Origin of the sequence: Prauserella sp. PE36, from assembly GCF_003311655.1 — a bacterium.
In the GTDB taxonomy this organism is placed as follows: Bacteria; Actinomycetota; Actinomycetes; order Mycobacteriales; family Pseudonocardiaceae; genus Prauserella_A; species Prauserella_A endophytica.
Window position 1 is genome coordinate 85,468 of the sequence record NZ_QEQT01000082.1, and the last position, 24,275, is coordinate 109,742.

25 protein-coding genes are annotated in these 24,275 nt (G+C 69.0%); 18 read left to right on the top strand and 7 right to left on the bottom strand.

Going from position 1 to position 24,275, the window contains the following annotated elements; all coding sequences use genetic code 11:
• Positions 1–23: 23 nt before the first annotated feature.
• The 4 genes from DI005_RS22850 to DI005_RS22860 form a co-directional block, all read right to left on the bottom strand.
• Entirely contained in the window at positions 24–344 is a 321-nt protein-coding gene (locus DI005_RS22850) for a DnaJ domain-containing protein (RefSeq protein WP_112273445.1), read from the bottom strand.
• Positions 341–712, bottom strand: coding sequence for a hypothetical protein (locus DI005_RS22855; RefSeq protein WP_137093431.1), 372 nt, complete (start codon positions 710–712; stop codon positions 341–343). The genes DI005_RS22850 and DI005_RS22855 overlap by 4 nt, the downstream gene beginning before the upstream one ends.
• A 53-nt stretch (positions 713–765) precedes the next feature.
• Entirely contained in the window at positions 766–942 is a 177-nt protein-coding gene (locus DI005_RS38300; RefSeq protein WP_158559877.1) for a hypothetical protein, read from the bottom strand.
• 800 nt (positions 943–1,742) lie between these two features.
• Positions 1,743–2,090, bottom strand: coding sequence for a hypothetical protein (locus tag DI005_RS22860; protein WP_113643479.1), 348 nt, complete (start codon positions 2,088–2,090; stop codon positions 1,743–1,745).
• A gap of 124 nt (positions 2,091–2,214) precedes the next feature.
• On the opposite strand from DI005_RS22860, the gene DI005_RS22865 reads away from it, so the two are divergent.
• The 4 genes from DI005_RS22865 to DI005_RS22880 all read left to right on the top strand — a co-directional run bounded on the left by DI005_RS22865 (position 2,215) and on the right by DI005_RS22880 (position 8,637).
• Positions 2,215–5,079: a BTAD domain-containing putative transcriptional regulator gene (locus DI005_RS22865; RefSeq protein WP_158559878.1), complete on the top strand. Its 2,865-nt coding sequence runs from the start codon at positions 2,215–2,217 to the stop codon at positions 5,077–5,079.
• Positions 5,080–5,145: 66 nt separating this feature from the next.
• A complete protein-coding gene (locus DI005_RS22870) occupies positions 5,146–6,369 on the top strand; it encodes an NAD(P)/FAD-dependent oxidoreductase (RefSeq protein ID WP_113643563.1) in 1,224 nt (407 codons plus the stop codon).
• Between the two features lie 648 nt (positions 6,370–7,017).
• Positions 7,018–7,218 carry a hypothetical protein gene (locus DI005_RS22875; protein ID WP_113643481.1) on the top strand — a complete coding sequence of 67 codons (201 nt, stop codon included), beginning with the start codon at positions 7,018–7,020 and terminating at the stop codon, positions 7,216–7,218.
• A 123-nt stretch (positions 7,219–7,341) separates the two neighbouring features.
• A complete protein-coding gene (locus DI005_RS22880) occupies positions 7,342–8,637 on the top strand; it encodes a sigma-70 family RNA polymerase sigma factor (protein ID WP_233520281.1) in 1,296 nt (431 codons plus the stop codon).
• Between the two features lie 6 nt (positions 8,638–8,643).
• On the opposite strand, the gene DI005_RS22885 is transcribed toward DI005_RS22880, so the two are convergent.
• Both DI005_RS22885 and DI005_RS22890 read right to left on the bottom strand, forming a co-directional pair.
• Positions 8,644–9,105, bottom strand: a complete 462-nt coding sequence (locus tag DI005_RS22885) for an STAS domain-containing protein (RefSeq protein WP_112273435.1) — start codon at positions 9,103–9,105, stop codon at positions 8,644–8,646.
• 93 nt (positions 9,106–9,198) lie between these two features.
• Positions 9,199–10,986, bottom strand: coding sequence for a sigma-54-dependent Fis family transcriptional regulator (locus DI005_RS22890; RefSeq protein ID WP_233520282.1), 1,788 nt, complete (start codon positions 10,984–10,986; stop codon positions 9,199–9,201).
• A 179-nt stretch (positions 10,987–11,165) separates the two neighbouring features.
• On the opposite strand from DI005_RS22890, the gene DI005_RS22895 reads away from it, so the two are divergent.
• The 13 genes from DI005_RS22895 to DI005_RS22950 all read left to right on the top strand — a co-directional run bounded on the left by DI005_RS22895 (position 11,166) and on the right by DI005_RS22950 (position 22,350).
• Positions 11,166–12,803: a methane monooxygenase gene (locus DI005_RS22895; RefSeq protein WP_112273433.1), complete on the top strand. Its 1,638-nt coding sequence runs from the start codon at positions 11,166–11,168 to the stop codon at positions 12,801–12,803.
• A gap of 82 nt (positions 12,804–12,885) precedes the next feature.
• Positions 12,886–13,932, top strand: a complete 1,047-nt coding sequence (locus DI005_RS22900) for an FAD-binding oxidoreductase (RefSeq protein ID WP_112273431.1) — start codon at positions 12,886–12,888, stop codon at positions 13,930–13,932.
• 19 nt (positions 13,933–13,951) lie between these two features.
• Positions 13,952–15,064: an aromatic/alkene monooxygenase hydroxylase subunit beta gene (locus DI005_RS22905; protein WP_113643483.1), complete on the top strand. Its 1,113-nt coding sequence runs from the start codon at positions 13,952–13,954 to the stop codon at positions 15,062–15,064.
• Between the two features lie 8 nt (positions 15,065–15,072).
• Entirely contained in the window at positions 15,073–15,411 is a 339-nt protein-coding gene (gene mimD / locus DI005_RS22910) for a propane 2-monooxygenase effector subunit MimD (protein WP_110343514.1), read from the top strand.
• A gap of 102 nt (positions 15,412–15,513) precedes the next feature.
• Positions 15,514–16,521 (top strand): amidohydrolase family protein, encoded by a 1,008-nt coding sequence (locus tag DI005_RS22915; protein WP_113643484.1) that lies wholly within the window; start codon positions 15,514–15,516, stop codon positions 16,519–16,521.
• A complete protein-coding gene (locus DI005_RS22920; RefSeq protein ID WP_112273425.1) occupies positions 16,521–17,252 on the top strand; it encodes an iron-sulfur cluster assembly protein in 732 nt (243 codons plus the stop codon). The genes DI005_RS22915 and DI005_RS22920 overlap by 1 nt, the downstream gene beginning before the upstream one ends.
• A complete protein-coding gene (locus DI005_RS22925) occupies positions 17,249–18,274 on the top strand; it encodes an NAD(P)-dependent alcohol dehydrogenase (protein WP_113643485.1) in 1,026 nt (341 codons plus the stop codon). Before DI005_RS22920 ends, DI005_RS22925 begins: the two co-directional genes overlap by 4 nt.
• 18 nt (positions 18,275–18,292) lie before the next feature.
• Entirely contained in the window at positions 18,293–19,942 is a 1,650-nt protein-coding gene (groL, locus tag DI005_RS22930) for a chaperonin GroEL (RefSeq protein ID WP_113643486.1), read from the top strand.
• A 76-nt stretch (positions 19,943–20,018) separates the two neighbouring features.
• On the top strand, positions 20,019–20,516 hold the full coding sequence (locus tag DI005_RS22935; RefSeq protein ID WP_113643487.1) for an enoyl-CoA hydratase/isomerase family protein: 498 nt from the start codon (positions 20,019–20,021) through the stop codon (positions 20,514–20,516).
• Positions 20,517–20,541: 25 nt separating this feature from the next.
• Entirely contained in the window at positions 20,542–20,727 is a 186-nt protein-coding gene (locus tag DI005_RS22940; RefSeq protein ID WP_137093445.1) for a hypothetical protein, read from the top strand.
• Positions 20,720–21,100, top strand: coding sequence for a hypothetical protein (locus DI005_RS22945; RefSeq protein WP_113643488.1), 381 nt, complete (start codon positions 20,720–20,722; stop codon positions 21,098–21,100). The genes DI005_RS22940 and DI005_RS22945 overlap by 8 nt, the downstream gene beginning before the upstream one ends.
• A 9-nt stretch (positions 21,101–21,109) precedes the next feature.
• Positions 21,110–21,241 (top strand): hypothetical protein, encoded by a 132-nt coding sequence (locus tag DI005_RS39505; RefSeq protein ID WP_255565742.1) that lies wholly within the window; start codon positions 21,110–21,112, stop codon positions 21,239–21,241.
• A 251-nt stretch (positions 21,242–21,492) separates the two neighbouring features.
• Complete coding sequence (locus DI005_RS22950) at positions 21,493–22,350, top strand: class I SAM-dependent methyltransferase (RefSeq protein WP_112273414.1); 858 nt, start codon at positions 21,493–21,495, stop codon at positions 22,348–22,350.
• Here DI005_RS22950 and DI005_RS22955 read toward each other — a convergent pair.
• Positions 22,329–23,366 carry a DMT family transporter gene (locus tag DI005_RS22955; RefSeq protein ID WP_233520283.1) on the bottom strand — a complete coding sequence of 346 codons (1,038 nt, stop codon included), beginning with the start codon at positions 23,364–23,366 and terminating at the stop codon, positions 22,329–22,331. The two genes, DI005_RS22950 and DI005_RS22955, sit on opposite strands and share 22 nt — an antisense overlap.
• Positions 23,367–23,716: 350 nt before the next feature.
• Here DI005_RS22955 and DI005_RS22960 point away from each other — a divergent pair, with 350 nt between their 5' ends.
• Positions 23,717–24,040 carry a DUF3040 domain-containing protein gene (locus DI005_RS22960; RefSeq protein ID WP_112273412.1) on the top strand — a complete coding sequence of 108 codons (324 nt, stop codon included), beginning with the start codon at positions 23,717–23,719 and terminating at the stop codon, positions 24,038–24,040.
• Positions 24,041–24,275: the final 235 nt, after the last annotated feature.

Consider the following 24,275-nt stretch of genomic DNA (forward strand, 5'->3'; position numbering starts at 1 on the left):
CGTCACCAGCAGTCCGAAGCGGGTCATGTCACCGCGGTTCCCCGCCGGTGATGGCGGACCGGCCCGGCGCGCAGTGCCGGCCCCGATGGTGTGACGTGCGGGTGGACGCGGACGGGGATCTCCTGCCCATGGCCGGTGCGCTGGTGCTCGCGTTGGCGTCGGGTGTTCCGGTCGCGCAGCAGACGGTAGGCGGCGAGGACGGCGGCGAGTCGCTCGGGGTCGGGCTGGGGTCCGTCGGGATGGCAGGCGCGCACGGCCCGCCGGTAGGCCGTGGTGATCTCGGCGGTGCCGGCGCCCGGCTCAAGGCCGAGCACGGTGTGCGGGTCGGACGGGATGCTGCTCATGGCGGTAGCTGTGCTGGGTTGAGGTGGCTGAGCGCGGTGTAGTAGTCGCGGGCCTCGGTGTGGGCGATGTCGAGGGATCGGCGCAGCGAGGTCAGGTGCCGGCTCGCGTGGGCGAGGTCCTCACCGGCGGGGCCGCCGTCGGCTCGACGCACCCGCTCGGGCTGGTCCGTGTGTCGGCCGGTGTAATCGGCCAGCAGCGCGACCAGGTCGGTCAGTTCCGCGGTGAGCTGGGTGAGTTCCCAGCCGGTGTCCCGCAACTGCGTCAGGCTCGCCGCCCTGGCGGGGTCGGTGGCGCGGATCGCGCGGTGGATCGCCCGGGACGTGCCGGCCAACGTGGTGGCGATCGTGGCCACTCGGGTTCTGCCCATCGTTGCTCACCCACGGATGTCGTGATGCCGGGATGGCACACGGTTGCGGAGTGTCAGAGCCAGGGTTCGGGCTCGTCGAGCATCGGCACCTCGTGACGCTGGTCGGCGAGGTCGGCCGGGTCGGCGTCGAGCGACCCGGCGGCCTCGGGACCATCCCCGGGTTCGGCGACCGCGGGATGGGCCGGGCGCTGCTGGTCGGCGACGTCGTGGCTGTTGGCGTGGTCCAGCATGGCGGTTCCTTCCCACGTGTGCTCGGGTGTCGTGGCCGTCGCGGTGCGCGGGCTCAGGCGCTGATCTGCTCGGCCTCGCCGATCCGGCGATGGCGTTCTGCGCACTGCCGAGGCTGGCCCGGCCCCGCCGCAGCCCTGGCGGGGCCGGGCCGGTGTCGAAGGGAAGCTGTCGCAAGGATTGTGCGAGAAATGCAAGGGTGCGGTTCGCACCCGCCGACCGGAGGCGGGTGGGCTGCCGCCGGGTTGCGTCGCGAGGCGCGGGCCGGGAACCATCGGGTCTCGCCGGCCGGGTGGAGCGGACAGCCCACCACAACAGACCGGTTGGTGCGAGGGGTATGAACCGCGGCATCACCTGCCTTCCGAGTTCACCGTTCTGCTTTCGTGGACGCGAAGGCGGGTTCTCGCGGAGGGGATCGTTGCCGGTGTCGTCCCTCCACCGCCCCGGTCACCACACCACCGCTCATCCGGGCCACGGCCGGAAGCCGCGGCGTGCGCCCCGGCCGTCGGGGGCCCGCGGATCCGGGCCGCGTCGGGGGAACAGGGGGAACGTCAGCGAAGTTGGCGGCCACGATCGCGTCGAACTCCGCGTCCAGCCACGCCGGATCAGCGCAGACCAGCTCCGTGAAGTCACTGGTCGCCGCATGGCGCGTGGTGTCCTGCATCGTCGATCACTCCCCGGCACCTCGTTCATGGACACCAGGTCATGTACCGCTTCTGCTAATTTCTATAGCGCATACTGGAGCTTCTGTCAAGCCCAGGGTGGACATAAATGCCCCTTGCGACACCGGCTTCGCCCGCGGTCAGGTGGACGGCCGGTCGATGCAGCAGGCCGCGTTGGCGATGATCTGTGGTCCGGCCGAGGTGGCAGGACCCTCGTGGGCGAATGCGAGTTCGGCCGCCGCCACTGCGGTCTCGCCGAGGACCTCGGCGCGGTGGCGGCAGGACACCACCGGCGTTCCTCCGTCGGTGGTGTCGACGAGATCGTCGTCGAGCCGTTCGGCGGAGTTCGGACTGATCAGTGTCCGGGAGGAAAGCACCACCAGTTCGTCGCGGCAGCGTGCCTCCACGGCCAACGCCCAGCCGTGCTCGCCGTTCGAAAGCCAGCGCCATGTCGAGCGCGGGAAATGGTGTCGGTCTGCTCGGAACACAGATATGGGTTCGTGCGCCCGTAGACAGACGCGGCCGAGGATCCTACGGTCCGGAACTGTGACGGATCCGCCGCTCGCGATCCGGTTGTTCGGACAGTTTCAGGTGCACCGAGGCGGGGCCCCGATGCACCTGGATTCCGCTCGCGGCGAGTCGCTGCTGGCCTTCCTGCTGTTGCACCGGCACCAGTCGCTGCAACGGCAGCGGCTGGCATTCGCTCTGTGGCCAGACTCCACTGAAGCGCAGGCGCTGACCAACCTGCGGCATGTGTTGCACAACCTGCGCCGTTCGTGGCCGGAGATCGACCGGCATCTCGAGGTGACACAGCGGACGTTGAGCTGGCGGCCGGACCCGCCGTACCGCCTGGACGTGGCCGAGTTCGAGGCGGCGCTGAGCAGAGAGTCCTGGGACGTTGCCGTCCGCCTGTACACCGGCGACCTACTGGTGGGCCGCGCGGACGAGTGGGTGGAGGGAGAGCGGGCTCGGCTGCGACACGCCTTCGTCGAGGCGCTGGAGCGGCTGGTCGCGACGGCTCACGAGCGCGGCGACCTGACCGGCGCGGTGCGGTATGCCGAGCGGCTCCTGCGGGAGCAGCCGATGCGCGAGGAGACCTATCGGCTGCTGATGCGATTGCACGATGCCCAGGGTGATCGGACGAGCGCCGTCAGGGTGTACCACGAGTGCGCGGCGACGCTGGAGCGGGAACTCGGCATCGAGCCTGCGGCGGTGACGCGTGCGGTTTACGACGCGCTGCTGTCGCAGGACGACGTCCAGCAGATCTCGCGGGTGGGCGGGACGTCGTTCGTCGGCAGGTCCGCGGAACGCGCGACGTTGACGGCCCGATGGCGCCAGGCGCGCACAGCGGCTCAAGTGGTGTTGCTCGCCGGCGAGCCCGGAATCGGCAAGACCCGGCTGGCGGAGGAGTTCCGGGCGTGGTGTGCCCATCGCGGCGCTGTCACGGCAGTGGCCCGCGCGTATCCCGGCGAGGGTGCGCTGGCGTACGGCCCCGTGGTGGCGTGGCTTCGGTCGGAGCGGCTCAACGCGGGTCTGCGGGCCCTGGCCGCGCCGTATCTCACCGAGCTGGCACGCCTCCTGCCGGAGCTGCTGGCCACGGTGCCGCGCCCACTGCGGTTACCGGAGAGCGAGCAGAGGCAGCGGTTGTACGACGCTGTGGTCCAGGCTCTGCTGGCGTCCGGTGCTCCGGTCTTGCTCGTGGCCGATGACGTGCAGTGGTGGGACCGTGAAGCACTGCGACTGCTGCACTATGTGGTGCGGACCCGGCCATCGGCCCCGCTGTTGGTGGTCGCCACGGCACGGCGTGAGGACATCGAGACCGCGACCCCGGTCGGCGAGCTGCTCAACGCCCTGCGGCTGGCCGAGAGAGTGACCGAGATCGATCTCGATCGGCTCAACCGGTCCGAGACGGCAGTACTGGCCGAGCAGCTGTCCGGGAAACGGTTCGCCGACGCGGACATAGCGGCGCTCTACCGGCAGACCGAGGGCAACCCGCTGTTCATCGTCGAGGCGTTGCGTGCGGGCGACGTGCTCACGCCGAAGGTGCAGGCGGTGGTCCAGGCGCGGGTGGCGCAGCTTTCCGCAGCGGCGCGTGAGCTGGTGGATGTCGCTGCGACCGTCGGCCGCGAGTTCACCGCCGAGGTACTCGCCCTGGCCGGGCAGGTGAGCGAGGACGTCGTCATCCGAGGGCTGGACGAGTTGTGGCGGCGCCGGATCATCCGTGAGCACGACACGAGGGCCTACGACTTCAGCCACGACACGATTCGCGAGGCGGTGTATGCGGAGCTGAGCCCGGTGCGACGTCGCTATCTGCATGGACGGGTCGCGCGAGCGCTGGAGGCCGCTTACGAGCAGGACCCTGGCAGTGTCAGCGGCCGGCTGGCGCGGCACTACGAGGAGGCGGAGCGGATCGAGCAGGCGGTCGCCGCGTACGCTCACGCCGCCGAGGTGGCCCAGCAGCTCTACGCGCATGCCGAGTCGGCCCGCCATCTGACCCGTGCGCTGGAGCTCGTGCGTTCCCTGCCCGAGTCGAGACGGCGCTGGACCTGTGAGCTCGACCTGTCGAACGCGTTGCTCGCTCCACTGGTGGCGAGCGAGGGCTACGCCTCGGCGAGGATTCACGAGACACACCGGCGCGCGCTGAAGCTGTGCCGTTCCCTGGGCGCCGAGCCGTCGCCGCCGCTGCTGCGATCCCTCGGCTTGGGCAGCCTGGCGCTCGGCGACTTCGCCGCCGCACGGGAGCACGGCACCGCACTACGCGATCGCGGGCAGCGCGAGGACGACGATGTCCTGCGCGTGGAGGGCGACTACGTGCTCGGCGTCACCGCGTTCTGGGCAGGCGAGCTGACGGCCGCCCGAATGCACCTGGAACGCGCGGTGGCGACCTATCGTGACGAGAACCGTCGCGAGCACCTGCTCCGCTACGGGCAGGACCCCCTGGTGATCTGCCTGACCCGGCTGGCGCTGACCTACTGGTTCCTGGGCGACGAGCAGGCCGCGATCCGAGCTCGCGACCGGGGACTGGCCCGCGCCGAGGAGATCGCGCACCCGTACAGCCTGATGACGACGCTGCTCTTCGCCTCGCTGCTGGCGCTGGACATGGGCGAGGTGCCGGCGCTTCGGCGGTTCGTGCAGCGGGGCAAGGCAGTGGCACCGCCCGTGGCGGGGGAGCAGATCGACGCGGCCATCGCGGCTCTCGCCGCCTACCTCGAGGTCGTCGACGGCCGGCCGGCCGAGGGAATCGCGCGGATCCGGCGGATCGTGGCGGCCGCGCGAGTGCGGGAGCAGGCCGCGCCCGGACTGCGGTCGGCCCTGCTGCGCATCCTGCTGGCCGCGTGCGACGTGGCCGGCGACCCGGACACCGGCCTGCAGGTCGCCGACGAGCTCAGCACGCTGACCAGCTCGGTGATCTGGCGGCCGGAGGCCGAACGTCTGCGGGCGAAGTTCCTCGCCAGGCAGCACCCTGCCAGCACGTGACGGAACGTTCGCGGAACGCCCTCGTGACCACGCTGGTGGTCGACGTCGATGCACGAGGAGGACGCCATGGCCGCTGAGTACGACGCGATCGTCGTGGGCGCCCGATGCGCCGGATCGCCAACCGCCATGCTGCTGGCGCGCGCGGGTCACCGCGTGCTGCTGGTGGACCGGGCCACGTTCCCGAGCGACACGCTGTCAACGCTGATCATTCAGCCGCCAGGAGTGGCCGCCCTCGAGCGATGGGGACTGCTCGGGCGGGTGGTCGCCTCAGGGTGCCCGCCGCTTCGGTCATGGCTGCTGGACTTCGGGGAAGTGGTACTGGGCGGAACGCCGCGCCCCGTGGAGGGCGTCAGCACCGCGTACGCGCCGCGCCGCGGCATTCTGGACAAGATCCTCGTCGACGCGGCGGCTCACGCGGGCGCCGAGGTCCGCGAGCACTTCAACGTAGACGAGCTGCTGGTGTCGGGCGGTCGCGTCGTCGGTATCCGTGGCCACGGCGCGGACGGCCACCCGGTGGTCGAGCGGGCTCGCGTGGTGATCGGGGCCGATGGGCGTACCTCACACGTCGCCAAGTGGGTGGGCGCGGAGCAGTACAACGAGAAACCCAGGCTGCAGTACGGCTACTACACCTTCTTCCGCGACCTGCCGGTGGACGGCGTGCAGTTCATCATCCGGCCCGGCCGCGCGATGGGCGCGATTCCCACCAACGACGATCTGACGCTCGTCGTCTTCGGCTGGCCGGTCGCGGAAATGCGGGCGCTCAAATCCGACCCCGAGGCCGGCTTCTGGCAGACGGCCCAGCTGGCGCCGGCCTTCGCCGAGCGCGTCCGTGCCGCCGCCCGGGTGGAACCGTTCCTCGGCGGCGGGGTGTGGAACTACTTCCGCAAGCCGTACGGTCCTGGGTGGGCGCTGGTCGGCGACGCAGGCTACAACAAGGACCCGGTCGTCCCGAAGGGCATCAGCGACGCGTTCGCGAGCGCCGAACTGTGCGCCGACGCGCTGGACGAGTACTTGCGCGGCCTCCGAACCTACGACGTGGCGATGGCGGGCTACCAGCGAGTACGTGACGAACGCGGACTGCCGATCTATGAGTTCGCCACGCAGCTGGCGACCATGGAGCCACCGCCACCCGAGATGCGACAGCTGTTCGGCGCTCTCGCGGGCGACGAGGAGGCCATGGCCGACTTCGTGAGCGTCACCGCGGGAACGATCTCACCGGCCGAGTTCTTCGCGCCGGACAACATCGCCCGCATCATGGCGCCGACCCCGAGGACGGCCGCGGTCGGCTGACGAGAACCATGCCCGGCAACGGCCCGTTTCATCGCTCCGCCTTCTGCAGTGAAGGCCACCATCACTGCGTTCAACGCAGGCAGGGTGGCCTTCACTGCGGACGGGTTCGACGAGCTCGTCGTGATCGTGAGGTGAGTGAGGTCTCCGGTAGTGGTTCATCGACCAAGCAGACAATGACGCGGGAGTGATTTCGCCACAATGATTCACGGTGAGGTGACAGCGACGGGCATGGCTGAAGCTCGAATCCGTTGTCCGATTTGCTCTTTTCCTCGTTCGCCTGTCGTTCTCGTTTCGCGCCGTTAACCGATCGCCCGTTATCCCCCGGGCAAGTGACTCGTTTTCCGTCGTAGCCCGGAGCTGTTAGTCTCGCGTGGCCGTTTCCCGCTGGTTGTCGGAGCGAGCTTGTGTGGGAGGGGACATGACCGGGCACGGTCACGGCCGTTGGCGGATCGGTGATCGAGTGACGTATCTGGCTGCCCATCGTCGCGATTGGAGTCGTGTTTGCCGCAGGGCGACAGTGGTGGCCGAGCCGGTTTTCGATCAGTACACGACCACGTGGTGGGTTCCGGTGAAGGCGCCTGATTCAGCCGCGGATCGCGAACCGAGCTGGGTGAAGGCGGAACGGATTGTCGATGTAGAGGGGGCGCCATGAGTGGCGATCATGCGGCGGGCTCGGGACACGGCGGCGAAGGGGAGTCGACGCCTCTGTTCGATCAGATCGTCGGCCGGCACGGATGGCCGCTCGCTGACGAGTCCGACCCGGACGCCGTCGCGGGTGAGGTGGACGAGCCGGGCGAGGTGGCGGCATCCGCCGCTGCCGCGACGCAGGCGGAGCCGGTGCGGCAGTAGCGGTCCGGCGGCCCGGGTTCGACGCGCTGTGCTGCGCACTTGTCGATGTGGCGAGGTGGCATGTGCGGCATGGTGTGCACGGGTTTACCGTCATGGCCAGGCAGTTGTGCCGTCCCTCCGTCGATGGCTCGCCACGACGGACCGGAGGCTCCCATGACCTGCGACGATGAGGCAGCTGACGATGCTGCGTTGATTGCCGCGGTACGCGATGGCCGCGTCGATGCCTACGCGGAGTTGGTCGAGCGTCACGTCGGTGCGGCGCTGGGAGTGGCGAGCCTGCTGGAGGCAGGCGCTCTGGACCGCGAGGATTTCGTCGCCGACGCGTTCGCACGCGTGTTCTCGGCGATCCGTCAGGGTGGCGGTCCCGATGAGCGATTCCGCGCGTATCTCCTGGCCACGTTACGTAACGTGGTGGCCACCGCGCGACGCCGCGGCAGGCGGGTGGAGCTGCATGCCGACGTGCCGGAGGTGATGCTCGCCGCCGGAGCCGACGAGCGGGCCGAGGACCGCCGGGCTGCGGAGCTCGCACGGACCGCCTTCGCCAGCCTGCCCGCGCGCTGGCGGGCAGTGCTGTGGTACTCGGAGGTCGAAGGCCGCAAGGCGGCGACAGTGGGCAAGATGCTGGGGATCAAGCCCAACGCCGCGGCGGCTCTGGCTGTCCGCGCGCGTGAGGGGCTTCGGCAGGCCTTCCTGCAGGCGCACGTGCCGTATGCGGTGGACTCCGACTGTGAGCGTTTCCGCGCTGACCTCGGCACCTGGGTGCGCGGCAAACTGCGCGGCGGGCGTTCTCGGGTCCTGACCAGGCACCTCGACAACTGCCCGGCATGCCGTGACGTGGCCACGGCGCTGAAGGAAGTCAACAACGCGCTCCCCGGCGTGTTCGTCCCCGTGTTGTGTGGCGCGGCGCCGGCCGTGGCATCGCCGGTGAGCCCGTCCGTCTCCGTCGCGCCCAGCGCCGTGGCCTCGCACTCCTCCGTCGTGGCAGCTGTCGCCTCCGGCGGCGGAAAGATCGCGGTCGGAATCACACTCGGCGTGACCGCGGTCGTCGCACCGCAGACAACTGCTCTGCCGTACCAGTTCGAGGGAGCGACAGCGGCCGAGCGATCGGTGGCGTCGCGGGCGGGAGACGACCCTGCTCGCCGGACCGCGTGTTGCGCGTACCGGGTGAGGCACCCGGATCCTCCCGCGGACACGCCCTCCCCGCCCGGAGCGGCTGACCCGTTGCTCTCCGTCCCCGGCGCTGGGCCGGGGCCGGACGAGGTACCGCGGTCGTTGCCGGAGGGCGTTCCCGCGAGTGCGGTACGCGGCGCACCGTCCATCGTCGAGAAGGCTCCTCCGGCCGATGATCCGCTCGCCCCGGTGGCGGCACCGCCAGCGCTGTCGCTCCACGTCGGGGCGGCCGACCCGGCGGAACGTTGAGGGCCCCTACGCGACGCCGTGTCGCGCGCAGCCGGTGGCCGCGATCGCATCCGCGCATGTGTCGTATGTCGGCATTGCTCGTTGGAGGCCCACGATCTCGAGCACCCGGTTCAGGTAGCGGCACGGGATGATGGCGAGCTGGGCATCGCGCGCGCGAGTGCGCTCGGCGAGCTGGAGCAGGTAGCTCACGGCGCTGGAGCCGCAGAAGGTCACGAGGGAGAAATCGACGATCAGTGCTTCGGTCGCTCCGGCGGGCTCGTCGCCCACCGCGCGTTGAACCTGGTCAACGGTGGCCATGTCGATCTCGCCCGCCAGGGTCACGACACAGCAGGCTTCACGGCGGACGACCTCGACAGAAAGCGCACTCGAACCAGGCTCGGCAGCGCACGGCTCTCGGTTGTGTTCCGCCATGGCAAAGTCCAATCCGGCCACGTAGGACGAGATCTCCCCAGGGGCGTCTCGCTCCACGACTGCCTGTGCTCGTTCGGCGACAACGAACCTCCGACCGTACGTCTGATCCGCCGTTCGAGCGGCAGGTCTCACCCGTGTGAGGGGCTCCGGTCAGTGGCCGGGCACGATGCCGAACGAGCGGATCTTGCGGTAGATGGTGGCCCTCGACATGCCGAGGTCGGCCGCCGCGCGCTCCTTGTTGCCGTGGTTGGCCGCGAGGCTGCGGACGATGGCGTCCCGTTCGATCGACTCGAGCTGGGTCAGCTGGCGTCGTGTGACGGTGCGGCATTCTGCGGGAAGGTCGGTGACTTCGATCGTGCCGGAGCGGTGGTGCCGGGAGACCTCGGCCAGTACGCGGTCCAGCTGCCGGACGTTCCCCGGCCACGGCAGGCGCATGAGCTGGCGCAGGCATGCGTCCGAGGGCATCAGGTGGCGCCCTTTCGCGTGGCGCGCCAGGAGGTGCGGCACGAGGCGGCGCAGGTCCTCGGTGCGGTGACGCAGCGGTGGCACCTCGACGGTGTGCGCGAAGAAGGGCATCAGCCATCCGGCGGCATCGGGGTCGCGTGGTGCGTCGCTGAGCGTGACGGCGACCCACTGGGGAGCCTCGGCCGGGGCAGCGGCCTGCCAGGTCGTGAACACGTCGGTGAGGCGCCGCATGCCTTCAGTGCCGAGTGTGTCGGCGTGCTGCAGGACCACCGCCGGTGAGTTTCCTCCGATCACCTCGTCGGCCAGTGCCGCCGCCCATGCCTCGAAGTCGTCCACGCCCTCACAGTCGCGGACGATCAGGTGCCCACCCGGTGCGTGATGGCGGGCGACGGCCTGCGCGAGCGCTGCCTTCCCAGTGCCGCGTTCACCGATCAGCACCAGCCAGTTGCCGCTGGTGAAGCTCGTCTGCGCGGCGGAGCACGCCTGCCGCCAGGCCGGGCTGCCGCCGACCACTCCGGTCAACCGCGGATCGGCGTGGCCGGCCGTGCGTCGCGAGGCTGCCTGGCTCTTGACGCGGAACACCCCGCCCGCGAGCACCGAGCCGCTGTACACGGGCCGGTACTCCAGCCGGGCGACCACGCCGGATGGGAGATCGGCCAGAACGGTGACTGGTGTGGACGATCCGGCGACGTCGGCACTGTGGGTGATCAGAGCCGCCCGGTCGGCCGCGTCGTACAGCTCCCGGGCGTGGTTGTTGACCATGACCACGTCCTCGTTGACGGCGAGGATCGCGCCCGAGCCCCGGCGGCAGGACACGAGGTACTCGCGGAACAGCGCCAGCTCGCGGGCGCCCGTGCCGGCGAGCATGGCTTCCTCGATCTGCTTGGCCGTCCGGCGCGCCAGCGTCAGGAGCAGGGGACCCGGTGTGCCCGCCCAGGAGGTCAGATCGAGTACGCCGACCAGCTGTCCGCGCACGGGGTGGTATATCGGTGCTCCGGCACACTCGAAGTCCGCCAGGCGGCTGTTGAAGTGCTCGAATCCCGACACGAGCACCGGTTGCTGGCATTCGAGCGTGGTGCCGATCCCATTGGTCCCGATCGACTCCTCCGCGTAGCTGTAGCCGGGTGCGAGCGAGATGCGATCGAGGCCGGAGTCGAGCGACCGGTCCACGCTGGACCGGTGCACGACCAGGCCGTCGGCATCAGTGAGCAGGACGGCGACCGGGTGTGCGGCGAGTTCGGTGCACAGGTTGTCCAGGATCGGCGTGGCACTGCGGACCAGCATGCTTTCCTCGTCGCGGTCGGCGACGAACACCGGGTCCGGCTCCTCGGCGTCGACCTGGTGTTCGAGCGCGCGCCGCCAGGAGGCGGAGATGATGTCCCGCACGCCGGGAAGCTCGGGCAGAGGACGTTCGAGGAACTTCTCCCGCAGGACGCTGACCTGCGAGTCCGACCTGTGTCCGTGCGTCGTCACCACCGTCTCCTTTGACGTTGCGTGCTGGGGCCCGCCCCGACCTACACAGCCATCGTGGCGGGCACCCGTTGGGCGCGCAGTCTCACATTGAGACAGAACGTACCTGCGATGCGCAACACACTCTCCTCCGTCAGTGACGACCGCCGGGCAATTTGACCCCGGTTCTCGAGGAGGCTGAATTGAGCAGGCAGAGTCTCACCAAGGCGCACAACAAGATCACGGAGCTGTCCTGGGAGCCGACGTTCGCGACACCGGCGACTCGCTTCGGCACCGATTACACGTTCGAGAAGGCACCGAAGAAGGACCCGCTCAAGCAGATCATGCGGTCGTACTTCCCGATGGAGGAGGAGAAGGACAACCGCGTCTTCGGGGCCATGGACGGCGCGATTCGCGGGAACATGTTCCGGCAGGTGCAGCAGCGCTGGCTGGAGTGGCAGAAGTTGTTCCTGTCCATCATCCCGTTTCCGGAGATCTCCGCGGCGCGGGCGATGCCGATGGCCATCGACGCGGTGCCGAACCCGGAGATCCACAACGGACTCGCGGTGCAGATGATCGACGAGGTCCGGCACTCGACGATCCAGATGAACCTCAAGAAGCTCTACATGAACAACTACATCGACCCGGCCGGGTTCGACATCACGGAGAAGGCGTTCGCGAACAACTACGCGGGCACCATCGGCCGCCAGTTCGGCGAAGGGTTCATCACCGGTGACGCGATCACCGCGGCCAACATCTATCTGACGGTCGTCGCGGAGACCGCGTTCACCAACACGCTGTTCGTGGCCATGCCCGACGAGGCCGCCGCCAACGGCGACTACCTGCTGCCCACGGTCTTCCACTCGGTGCAGTCCGACGAGTCCCGTCACATCAGCAACGGCTACTCCATCCTCCTGATGGCGCTGGCCGACGAGCGCAACCGCCCGCTGCTGGAACGCGACCTGCGCTACGCCTGGTGGAACAACCACTGCGTGGTGGACGCCGCCATCGGCACCTTCATCGAGTACGGAACCAAGGACCGTCGCAAGGACCGCGAGTCCTACGCCGAGATGTGGCGCCGCTGGATCTACGACGACTACTACCGCAGCTACCTGCTCCCGCTGGAGAAGTACGGGCTGGTGATCCCGCACGACCTCGTCGAGGAGGCGTGGAACCGCATCACGAACAAGTTCTACGTGCACCGCGTGGCGCAGTTCTTCGCCACCGGCTGGCCGGTGAACTACTGGCGCATCGACGGCATGACCGACGCCGACTTCGAATGGTTCGAGGACAAGTACCCGGGCTGGTACAACCAGTTCGGCAAGTGGTGGGAGTCCTACAACCGGCTGCGGTATCCGGGCCGGAACAAGCCGATCGCCTTCGAGGAGGTCGGGTACGAGTACCCGCACCGCTGCTGGACCTGCATGGTGCCCTGTCTCGTCCGGGAGGACCTGGTGGTCGACAAGGTCGACGAGCAGTGGCGGACCTACTGCTCGGAGACCTGCGCCTGGACCGACAAGGTCGCCTTCCGCCCAGAGTACGAGGGCCGCGAGACCCCGAACATGGGCAGGCTCACCGGGCAGCGTGAGTGGGAGACGCTGCACCACGACCGGGACCTCGCCGACATCGTGAAGGACCTGGGATACGTCCGCGACGACGGCAAGACCCTCATTCCGCAGCCGCACCTGGACCTGGACGACCAGAAGAAGCTGTGGACGCTGGACGACCTCCGCGGCATCCGGTTCGCCAGCCCGAACGTGACCCTCAACGAGATGACCGACTCCGAGCGCGAGGAGTGGGCGGCGGCCTACCGCGCCAACCCCAACGTGTGCCCCGCCTGACGGCCTCCAGGAGGACCAGCGGACGGCGGTGGCCGCCGGCCCGAGGCGCCGCCGCCGTCCGCTCCCGAGAATCGAGAGACCAATGGCCGACAAACATCGCATCTCCTTCGAACCGGTCGACATCGAGATGGAGGTCCGCGAGGACGAGAAGATCCTCGATGCCGCGTTCCGCCAGGGCATCCACCTCATGCACGGCTGCCGCGAGGGTCAGTGCTCGGCGTGCAAGTCCTACGTACTGGACGGCGAGATCCAGATGGAGCGCTACTCGACGTTCGCCTGCAACGATGCCGAGGTCGAGGAGGGCTACGTGCTGCTGTGCCGGGCACACGCCTTCAGCGACTGCACGATCGAGCTGCTCAACTTCGACGAGGAGGAGCTGCTCAACTCCGCCCCGCTGCAGGAGATCCGGACCGAGGTCGTGGAGATCGTTCCGCACACGCACGACATCGTGGGCCTCAAGCTCAAGCCGGTCGACCCGGCCGCGTACGAGTTCAAGCCCGGTCAGTACGCCGACCTGACAATCCCGGGCACGGACGAGCGCCGCTCCTTCTCGATGGCGACGACACCGTCCACAAGCGACCACATCGAGTTCGTCATCAAGAAGTACCCGGGTGGCCGGTTCTCCTCGTTGCTGGACGAGGGCATCGAGGTCGGTGACACGATCGACCTGACGGGACCGTACGGCAACTTCACCCTCAAGAACGGGCACGTACTGCCCCTGGTACTGATGGCGGGCGGAGCGGGCATGGCACCCGTCCTCGGCCTGCTGCGGCACCTGAGCGCGACCGGGGACGCCCGCCGGATCCGCTTCTACTACGGCGCCCGCACCCCTGCGGACCTGTTCTATCTGGACGAGATCCGCGCGCTGGGTGAACGGCTGGACGACTTCGAGTTCGTCGTCGCCCTTTCGGAGTCGGGTGACGGCGTCGAGGGACTCGGCATCACCGCCGAGCGCGGGATGGTCACCGACGTGGTCGAGGCGCGGGAGCCCGAGCTGCACCGGGCCGAAGTCTACCTGTGCGGGCCGCCGCCCATGGTGGACGCCGCGCTGGCGCTGGCCTCCCGGCAGGGAGTGCCGGACGACCAGGTGTTCTACGACAAGTTCACCACGTCGGTTCGTGACGAGTAGATATCAGAGGAGATGTCACATGGCGAACAGCGCAACGTCTGCGCCGAAGGTGCGCAGCTTCCCGAAGGTGGAGTTCACCGACTCCGAGGCGGGTGCCCTCGAGTTCCCGAGCTCGAAGAGCCGCACCTACAACTACTTCAAGCCCGCCAAGCTGCGGGCGACCGTGTACGAGGACGTGACCGTCGACGTGCAGCCCGATCCTGAGCGGCACCTCAGCCAGGGGTGGATCTACGGCTTCGGTGACGGCCCCGGCGGCTACCCGCAGGAGTGGACGGCGGCGAAATCGTCCGACTGGCACGCGTTCCTCGACCCCAACGAGGAGTGGGAGCAGACCATCTACCGCAACAACTCCGCGGTGGTGCGCCAGGTCTCCCTGTGCCTCGAGAACGCCAAGCGCGCCGGCGCCTACGGCAACTGGAACACGGCGTGGCAGAAGTTCATCGCGAGCAACCTGGGCGCCTGGATGCACGCGGAGAACGGCATGGCGCTGCACGTGTTCACCTCGATCCAGCGCTCCGGCCCGACCAACATGATCAACACCGCGGTGGCCGTCAACGCGGCGCACAAGATGCGCTTCGCCCAGGACCTCGCGCTGTTCAACCTGGACCTGTCCGAGTCGCTCGACACCTTCGACGGATCGGTGCACAAGCAGGTGTGGGCCTCGGCCGAGGAATGGCAGCCGACCCGCAAGGTCGTCGAGGAGCTCACGGCCGTCGGCGACTGGGCCGAGCTGCTGTTCGGCACCAACGTCGTCTTCGAGCAGCTCGTCGGTCAGCTCTTCCGGTCCGAGCTGGTCATGCAGATCGCCGCCAAGAACGGCGACTACATCACGCCGACCATCGTCGGCACCGGGGAGCACGACTACAGCCGGGACCTCGGCTACACGCGGGCGTTGTTCCGGCTGCTCACGCGTGACGAGCAGTTCGGCGAGAGCAACCGGGAACTGTTCGGGCAGTGGCTGGCGAAGTGGGTGCCGCCGTGCCTGGACGCCGCCCACGCGTTACAGCCGATCTGGTCGCAGCCGGCGGAGAAGACACTCACGTTCGCCGACTCGCTCGGCGCGACCAAGGAAAAGTTCAGCCAGCTGCTCGAGGAGATCGGGCTCGACGTACCAAAGGAGTTGGAGAAGTGAGCGACAGCATGCAGTTCGGCTCCCAGGCCGGGTCGTCGAACATGTGCGGCGTCACCCTGATGAACACCCCGGTGGGGCGGGTGGTCGCCGACGTGATGGCGACCAAGGAGGGCGTCTCGCTCGTGGAGTACCCCTCCATGATCCGGGTGGACGGCACCAGGCTACTGGAGTTCGACTACGACGAGCTGACCGAGGCACTCGGCGAGTCCTTCGACGGTTCGATCTTCGAGGAGATCAGCTCGACGCACTACGGCCGCATGGTGCACCTGGACGACCGCACACTGCTGTTCGCCAACCCCGAGGACGCCGCCGAGTACATCGGCTTCGACCTGCTCGCACACGGCTGACGCCGGGCAGACCGATCCGGGTGGTGGCGGGACCTTCGCAAGGGGGAGTCCCGCCACCACCGTTCCACAGCACACGAGCACAGCACAGGGTGAGGAGCTTCGATGTACGAGAAGGATGGCGAGCGGTACTACGTCGTCGACGGGCACGTCCACATCTGGGATGGCCGGGCGTCGAACCACAAGAACGTGCACGGCAAGCAGTTCATCGACTGCTTTTACGACTACCACAGGAACCTCAGCCCCGAAGAGGTCGTCTGGGACTACGACACCTACACCTACTACGGAGCCGAAAGGTTCATGAAGGACCTCTTTCAGGAGGGCTACGTCGACCACGCCATCTTCCAGGCGACGCTGCTCAGCGACTTCTACAAGAACGGCTTCGGCCAGACCGAGGAGGCGCTCGCACTCACCCAGCGGTACCCCGACAAGCTGACCTACAACCACGCCTACGACCCGCGCAACGGTGAGGCCGGCCTGGAGCAGCTGCGCCGTGACGCCGAGCGGATGAACCTGCGGGGCGTCAAGCTCTACACCGCCGAGTGGCACGGCGACTCGCGAGGCTACAAGCTCGATGAGCCGTGGTCGCGTCGTTACCTCGAGGAGTGCCTCGAGCTCGGAATCAGGAACATCCACGTCCACAAGGGACCGACGATCCGCCCGCTCGACCGGGACGCGTTCGACGTCGCCGACATCGACAGGGTCGCCACCGACTACCTCGACCTGAACTTCGTCGTCGAGCACGTCGGCCTGCCCCGGCTGGAGGACTTCTGCTGGATCGCGACGCAGGAGTCGAACGTCTACGGTGGACTCGCGGTCGCGATGCCCTTCATCCACACCCGGCCGCGGTACTTCGCCCAGATCATCGGGGAGCTGCTCTACTGGATCGGCGAGGACAGGATCCTGTTCGGCAGCGACTACGCCCTGTGGACGCCGAAGTGGCTCGTCGAGAAGTTCGTCGACTTCCAGATCCCCGAGGACATGACGGAGTATCCCGCGATCACCCCGGAACAGAAGAGGAAGATCCTCGGGCTCAACGCGGCCGCGTTGTACGACCTCGACGTGCCCCGGCAGTCCCGGCTGCCCGGTGAGGTCACGGGGGCGGGTGTGTGATGACGAGAACGGTCCGGTCCGTGGAGGCCGAGGTTCTCGCGGCGCTGGCGACGGTGATCGACCCGGAGCTGGACGAACCTGTGACGGAACTGGGGTTCGTCCGGTCCGTGACCATCGACGACCGCGGCGTCGAGGTGCACTTGCGGCTGCCCACCTCGTTCTGTGCGCCCAACTTCGCCTACCTGATGGTCGCCGATGCCTACGACGCCCTGGCGGCGGTGCCGGAAGCAGGCCGGGTGCGGGTGCTGCTCGACGACCACCATGACTCCGACAAGATCAACCAGGGTACCGCCGCCGGGCTCGGGTACGTCGGAACCTTCGGGGTGGAGGCGGAGGACAGTCTCGACGAGCTCCGCCGCACCTTCCGGCGCAAGGCACATCTGGCCGCGATGGAACGGTGCTGCCGGTCGCTGCTGGCCAGCGGCGCCTGGACGATCGAAGAGCTGCCGCTGCTGGAGTTGTTCGATCTGCCCGTGAACCCGCTCAAGTCGGCGTTGCTGCGACGGCGTGAGGCCATCGGGTTGCCCAACCATCCGCACGCACGCGTGCTGGTCGACCACGACGGCACGCCGATCGCGACCACCGACGTGGCGCTGCGATTGCGGCTGGCGGCCACCACCCGCGTGTCCATCGAGGGCAACGCCCACTTCTGCCGGGGCCTGCTCGCAACCCGGTACGCCGACGCCGACCAGGCGGCCCCGGTCGTCACCAACTCCAGGAGCCACGCATGAAAGCCGCACAGGTAACCGGGTACCACCAGAATCTCGAACTGCGGGACGTCGACGAGCCCAAGATCACCGGGCCGTTGGACGTCGTGGTGAAGGTCGGCGCAGCCGGGGTGTGCCGCACCGACATCCACATTCTTGAGGGCCAGTGGGCGGAGAAGTCGGGCGTCACCCTGCCTTACACGATCGGGCACGAGAACGCCGGCTGGGTGGAAGCGGTCGGTGACGCCGTGACGAACGTGACGGTGGGCGACAAGGTGATTCTGCACCCGCTGATGACGTGCGGCCTGTGCCGGGCCTGCCGCCTCGGCGACGACGTGCACTGCGAGAGCTCGCGGTTCCCCGGCATCGACACCCACGGCGGCTACGCCGAGTACCTGCTCACGTCGGCCCGGTCATGCGTGAAGCTGGACGACAGCCTCGAACCCGCCGACGTCGCCGCGCTGGCCGACGCAGGGCTGACCGCCCAGCACGCGGCCGCCAAGGCTGCCAGTGCCCTCCGTCCCGGCGACGCCTGCGTGATCATCGGAGCCGGCGGCCTCGGCCACATCGGCATCCAGTGCATGAAGGCGATGAGCGCGGCCACCCTCATCGTGGTCGACCGCAACCCCGAGGCGCTCGAGCTTGCCGGGCAGGTCGGCGCCGACGTCACGGTCGTCGCCGACGGTACCCACGTCGAGCAGGTCCTCGAGTACACCGGCGGCCACGGTGCGGAGGCGGTACTCGATTTCGTCGGCGAAGGCGGCACCACCTCCGAAGGCGTGCGGATGCTGCGCCGCGCGGGCAACTACTACGTGATCGGGTACGGCGAGAACATCGACGTGCCGACCATCGACATCATCTCGACGGAGATCAACTTCATCGGCAACCTGGTGGGCTCGTACACCGATCTGCAGGACCTGATGGTGCTCGCCGCCCAGGGCAAGGTGAAGCTGCACACAGCCCGGTACGGGCTGGACGAGTGCCAGCGGGCGATCGACGACCTGAACGCGGGCAAGGTTCGTGGCCGCGCGATTCTCATCCCCTGATCAGGAAAGGAAGCAACCATGGCGAAGGAGCTGCGGTTCAGTGTCGATGCGCGGCGCCAGCTCGAGCTCGGTGTCAACACGCTGGCCGACGGGGTGAAGGTCACCCTGGGGCCCAAGGGGCGCAACGCCGTGCTGGAGAAGCTGACGGGACCGCCGACCATCACCAACGACGGCGTGACCATCGCCAGGGAGGTGCAACTGCGGGAGCCGTTCGCCAACATGGGGGCTCAGCTGGTCAAGGAAGTCGCGATGAAGACCAACGGCGCCGTCGGCGACGGCACCACCACCGCGACCGTGCTCGCACAGGCCATGGTGCGGGAGGGCATGGCCGCGCTCGGTGAGGGGGCCAACCCCATGCGGGTGCGCCGCGGCATCGAGGAGACGGTCGAGGCCGTCGTCGAGTGGCTTCGCAAGTCGGCGACCCAGGTCGCGGGAGAGACGGAGCTGGAGCGGATCGCGACACTGGCGGCGAGCGACGACGAGCGGATCGGCCGAGTGATCGCGCAGGCGCTGGCCGCGGTGGGACGTGAGGGTGTCGTCGAGGTGGAGGAGTCCGAGCAGACCGGCCTGAGCGTCGAGCTGGTCGACGGGATCGAGTTCGACCACGGCTACACCTCGCCCTACATGGTCACCGACCGGGAGCGGATGGAAGCCTCCTACGACGACCCGGTCATCCTGCTGACGAACAAGAAGATCAGCCAGGTGCAGGAGCTGATGCCGACCGTGGAGGCGGCCCGCCGTCTCGACCGGCCGCTGGTGATTCTCGCGGAGAACGTCGACGGCCCGGCCCTGCAGATGATCGTCAGCGGCAACGTGCACGGCACCTGCCCGGCTGTCGTGGTGCGCGCCCCCGGCTTCGGTCACCGGCGAGTGGCCGAGCTTGAGGATCTCGCCGCCGCGCTGGGCGGACGCGTGGTCAGCGAGGACTCCGGTGTCACCCTGACCGAGGTCACCGAGCGCGATCTCGGGCGCTGTGAACACATCACGGTCACCGAGGAGACGACGACGATCATCGGTGGCGCCGGTGACGAGGCGACCGTGCGGGCCCGGATCGGCCAGCTCGACAAGCAGCTCCAGCGAGCCCGGATCGAGCATGACCAGGACAGCTTGAAGCTGCGCATCGCCAGGCTGTCGGGCCGGATCGCCGTCGTGCGCGTCGGCGGGGCGACCAGCGTCGAGCTCAAGGAGCGGATGCTGAGGGTCGAGGACTCGCTCGCGGCGGCGCGTGCGGCGCTGGAGGAGGGAGTCGTGGCCGGCGGCGGTGCCCCCCTGGCGCAGGCCGCGCGCTGGGTGGACCTGGTCGGTCTCGACGGCGACGCGGCGCAGGGCAGGGAGATCGTGCGCAGGGCGCTCGGGGAGCCACTGCGGTGGATCGCGTCCAACGCGGGCTATGACGGCGACGAGGTCGTGGACCACGTGTCCGCCATGGACAACGGTGGCGGGTTCGACGCGCTCACCGGCGAGTACCGCGACCTATTCGCCGCCGGTGTCGTCGATCCGCTCAAGGTGACCCGTTCGGCGCTGGAGAGCGCGGCATCCATTGCGGCGCTCCTGATCACCACCGAGACCGCGATTGTCGAGGAGGTGCTGGTCAACCCCGGCGCGATCGTGGATCCCGGTTTCGGCGACCTCGCCGAAGGCATGGTGCGGCCGTCGAACATCTACTAGGCCGACCCGCGCCTGGTGCCCCCCGATCACGGCGGCGCCAGGCGCGGCAGGCCCCGAGCACGACAGGAGGCCGCGAATGATCGACCTGGAGTACCAGGCGGGAACGATCGTGATCCGAACCCGGACAGGGCCGGTTCTCACCGGCGAGGTGCTCGAAGGCTTGAGCGCGGCCATCACCTACGTCGGAGCGGTCCATCCGATCGTCCTCACGGGTGCCGATGGCGTGTTCGCCCCCGACCTGGACCCGATGATCGGCCCCGGCCGAACGCGGGCACGGACCTACCTGTGGCGCGTGCTGCGCGAGCTGCGAGCCCATCCACTCCCCGTCGTGGCCGCCGTCAACGGCGACGCGGTGGGCGCCGGCTACCTGCTGGCCGAGGCCGCCGACGTCCGGGTGATGTCCGGGGGATTCCTCCAGCCCTCACCCCGGAGCGGCGTGTCCTACTGCGCGAGGACGGCGGTGACCGTGGGGCTGGTGGAACACCAGTGCGCTGCCGCGGAGCTGATCGAGGCGAGCCTGCGACAGATCGGCCGTCTCCGCGGGAACGCGGTCATGGCGCGTACGACCGGCTGACGAGTCGAAGGGTGTTTCGGTGGCGGTGAGTGAGCAGATCGACGGCCCCCACACCTCATCGACAGGGTGCGGGTTGGCGCTGAAGGACGATCGGGAGAACGCGGATTCCACGGAGAACGAGGTCGCCCGGAGGGGTGCGCACTCGGTCTGCCTGGAGCGGGCGCGCCGCGCGCTGGCTCGCTCCGGCTGGCAGATCGATGCGGGTGGCTGAGGGGAACGACGGGAGCTCGTTGTGGTCGGTCGTCGCCACCGTTCTGTTCGGCGGGTGGCTCGGTGAGCTGCTCGCGTTCGCCCGGTCAGGCCGGGGAGCCGGCAGGCGGTGGTGCGCAGGCGGATCGTCGACGTGGTCCCCGGTCTGGATGCTCGTCGTGCTCGGCATCGCGGTGGCGGGCGGGCTGGTGCGGCACGGCATACGTGGGCAGTGGGCGGCGTTCAGCGTGACCGCGGCGTGCGCACTCGTCGTCGTCGCGCTGGCCGTGGAGCGGCCGTCCGAGGGTGAGCCCGTGGTCGACCTGGTGTTGCGTACCCGGAGTCCCAGGGGCGCGACCGGCCGCGCCATCGCGGCGCCCTACGCGCTTCCGTAGCCAGGGCCGGTGACCGGATCGATGACCGGGCCGATGGCCCTGCTGGCCGCGCTGGGCCTCGTCGCCCTGCTCGTGGTCAACGCCGACAGCGGGGTCGCGCCCCGGGTCATCCTGCCTCGACGGAGCACCACGGGAAGGTGACATCCGTGAGCTTCTCCAACGCCACGAACACCGGGATCGGTCCAAAGTGGTCTCCAGTGGGAACGTCGGGCGAACGGAAGGTGGCTACCCGAATGCGATCGGAATCCGCGGTTGCCGGCTTCAACTCCACTGTTCTGTCGTAGCCGTAACGGCAGGTCCTGGGCTGCGACTTCCTGACTATTGCTCGTCGTCTCGTGGCGGGCCAGCACTGATCACCGGCATCTCCGGCTATCGGCAGGAAGGTCAAACCGATGGAGGCAGATGTGCCCGTCATCCGATCCCGGCGAGGCGGCTTCACCGGACGACGCGAGCGCGCCGAAACCGTTGCCGCCGCCCAATACGAAACTCTGACGGACGCACGACGGTACGCCGCGTCGCACCAAGGCTGGGGCCCCGGTGCACGATATCTTCACTCGCGGTTGCACATTGTCGACGAGGTCCTGCGCGACAGTCGTGGTGGTGATCTCCTCGACGCGGGCTGTGGCCCCGGTGTGTTGTTGCGCCATCTTGTCGATACGCGCCCGGCTGACTTCCGGATGACCGGGTGTGACCAGTCAGCGGCGATGATCAAAGTTGCTCGCGAGAGACTCGCCGACGCGGCGGATCTCCGCTTGACGGTGGCGGACATCGAGAAGCTGCCGTTTCCAGAAGGGAGTTTCGACGTGGTCGTCGCGATGGGAGTGCTCGAGTACACGGATGCACGGCGCGCGTTGCGTGAACTGGCGCGGGTGCTCCGTCCCGGCGGCCTCGTCGTGGTCACCATGCTCAACCCGCGCAGCCCGTACCGGTTGTTCGAGTGGTCCGTCTACTGGCCGGCGGTCCGCCTGCTGGGCCGTGTCGAGCGGTGGGCGGGTACGCCGCCAGAGCGCAGGCATGCGGCCAGCAGGACCGGTATCCGCGCCTTGTCGCGGCGACGACTGTGCCGTCTGCTCGGCGACCTCGGGCTGCGTCCGGTCGACATCGCCTACTACGACGTGACACCGCTTCTGCCGCCTTTCGACCGCCTCGTGCGGAGGTGGTCTCGCCGGTGGCGGGAGCACCCGGAGACCACGGTGAGCCGCGGCGCACGACGGTGCCTGGGCACCGCCTATGTCGTCGCCGCCCGGTGAGCGGAGAACCGCGGCTGCTGCTGGTCGCTGTCGCTTCCCCGTCCGGGTGCCGGGGCGCGGTCGTCCGTGAGCAGTGAGGAACGCGCGAGCATCGCCGTGGACACGGCGATGATGACGGCGGCGAGCACCTCGACGGTGATCCATGCCTCGCCACGGACCGTCTCCCCGAAAACCACGACGCCCCAGCCGAGTGCCGCCAGCGGGTTCGACAGCACCAGCGCGGGCTGTGAGGCCTCCAGCCTTCCGGCGCGCAGCATGCTCTGCAACAGCAGGAAGCCAGCGGGCCCGGCGAGCACCATGGCGTAGGTCTGCCAGGCCGACACCAGCGCGGCGACACCGCCGTCACCGAGCGCGTCGGTCATCGCCGCCACCAATGCCGCGGTGAACGCGAACCAGACACCCGCCGCCATCCCGAGGTACACCGCGCGGTGTGCGTGCCGGTTGCGGTGGCCCAGCGTCACCAGAGCCGCGACCGCGCCAACGGTGAGCACACACCCGAGCAGCCAGGAATCTGCCGAGGCGCGGCTCGGGTCGCCACCGGCGGGCGCCAGTGCGACGAGCAGCAGGGCGACACTGCCCGCCGTGCTCAGCACCGCCGCCCACTCCCGAGGGCGGAGCCTGCTGCCGAAGGCCACCCCCGACAGCACCAGTGCGAAGCCGAGTTCGCTGATCAGAAGGGGCTGGATCAGCACGATCGGGCCGAACGCGAGCGCCGCGGCCTGCAAAGCCAGCCCCGCGAGCATCGCCGCCACACCCAGCACCCAGACCGGCCGGCGGACGAGCATGCGCAGCACGGGTACCGACATCCGCATGCCGTGGGGCACGGTGCGCACCCCGAGCCGCTGCAGCACCGAACCCGCGGCGTTGGCCGCCGCGGCGAGCAAGCAGAGGAGGATGACGAGCATCACGGGCCACAGCGTGCGCGCCGCGCCGCCCTCCCCGGCAGGGGCGAAAGTCCCTCGCGCGGTGGGCCGGGAGTCGCTCGGTCGTCCCGCTCGCCGGACGTCAACGGTCACCCAGGAACTTCGCCGCCGCCCTTCAGCGTCCGAGGCGCGGATCCTCGGTCGCACCGGGCGCGGCTCGCGCGGTGCGGGGCGAGCACCGGCGGAGCCGTGGGTGCTCGGCGGTCCCCGCGTGAGCCCCGGGTGAAACCGGTGCTGACGAAAAGTGTCGATCATTATCCAATGCGCGAGCTTGCAATTATCGCTTCTCATTCTTTGTGGCGTTTGTGACCACCGTCATTGCGGCCAGATCCAGGGCTGACCACGATGTCTCCGACGGAGGTAGCCCCCGCTACGACCTCCTGTGCCCCGAAGGAGAAAAGGTCTCTTGTGCAATTCAGCGCACCATTCCAGGGTGGCAGGCCATGCCGCTGAGTGAGCAGGAACAACACGCGCTGGCCGAACTCGAACACGGCCTTCGCGCCGACGATCCCCGGCTCGACAAGTGGCTGCGCCGGATGACCCCGCCGGAGGACTCCACGTCGACGTTCCTGACGCTGGCCATCCTGGCCGCCGCCGTCGTGGGCGTGGGCCTGCTCGTGGCCGGATGGGTGTTGTTCGGGCTGCTCGCGCTGGTGCTCGGTGCCGTCGGGCCGATCCGGTGGGTCTCGAGGAGCCACTATGACCCGGCGTGCCACCACCTGGTTCCGGCGTCGGAACCGAACTGTCCCCGCTGCGCAGCCGCCTGACCCGCACAGGGGTCGCGCTGAGTTCGAGGCGGGCCGGGCCCAGACGCCGCTAGGCGTGGAACGAGATGTCCGGTGGCGATGAACACGCACGCGATCATGGCCGATCCGGCGGTGGCGCGAGACGGGTGCGCGCAGGCAAGGTGGCCTTCACTGCGCTCAACGCAGGCATGGTGGCCTTCACTGCGTTGGTCGAACACGGCGGCGCCCCGCTGCGCAGCCGCCTGACCCGCACAGG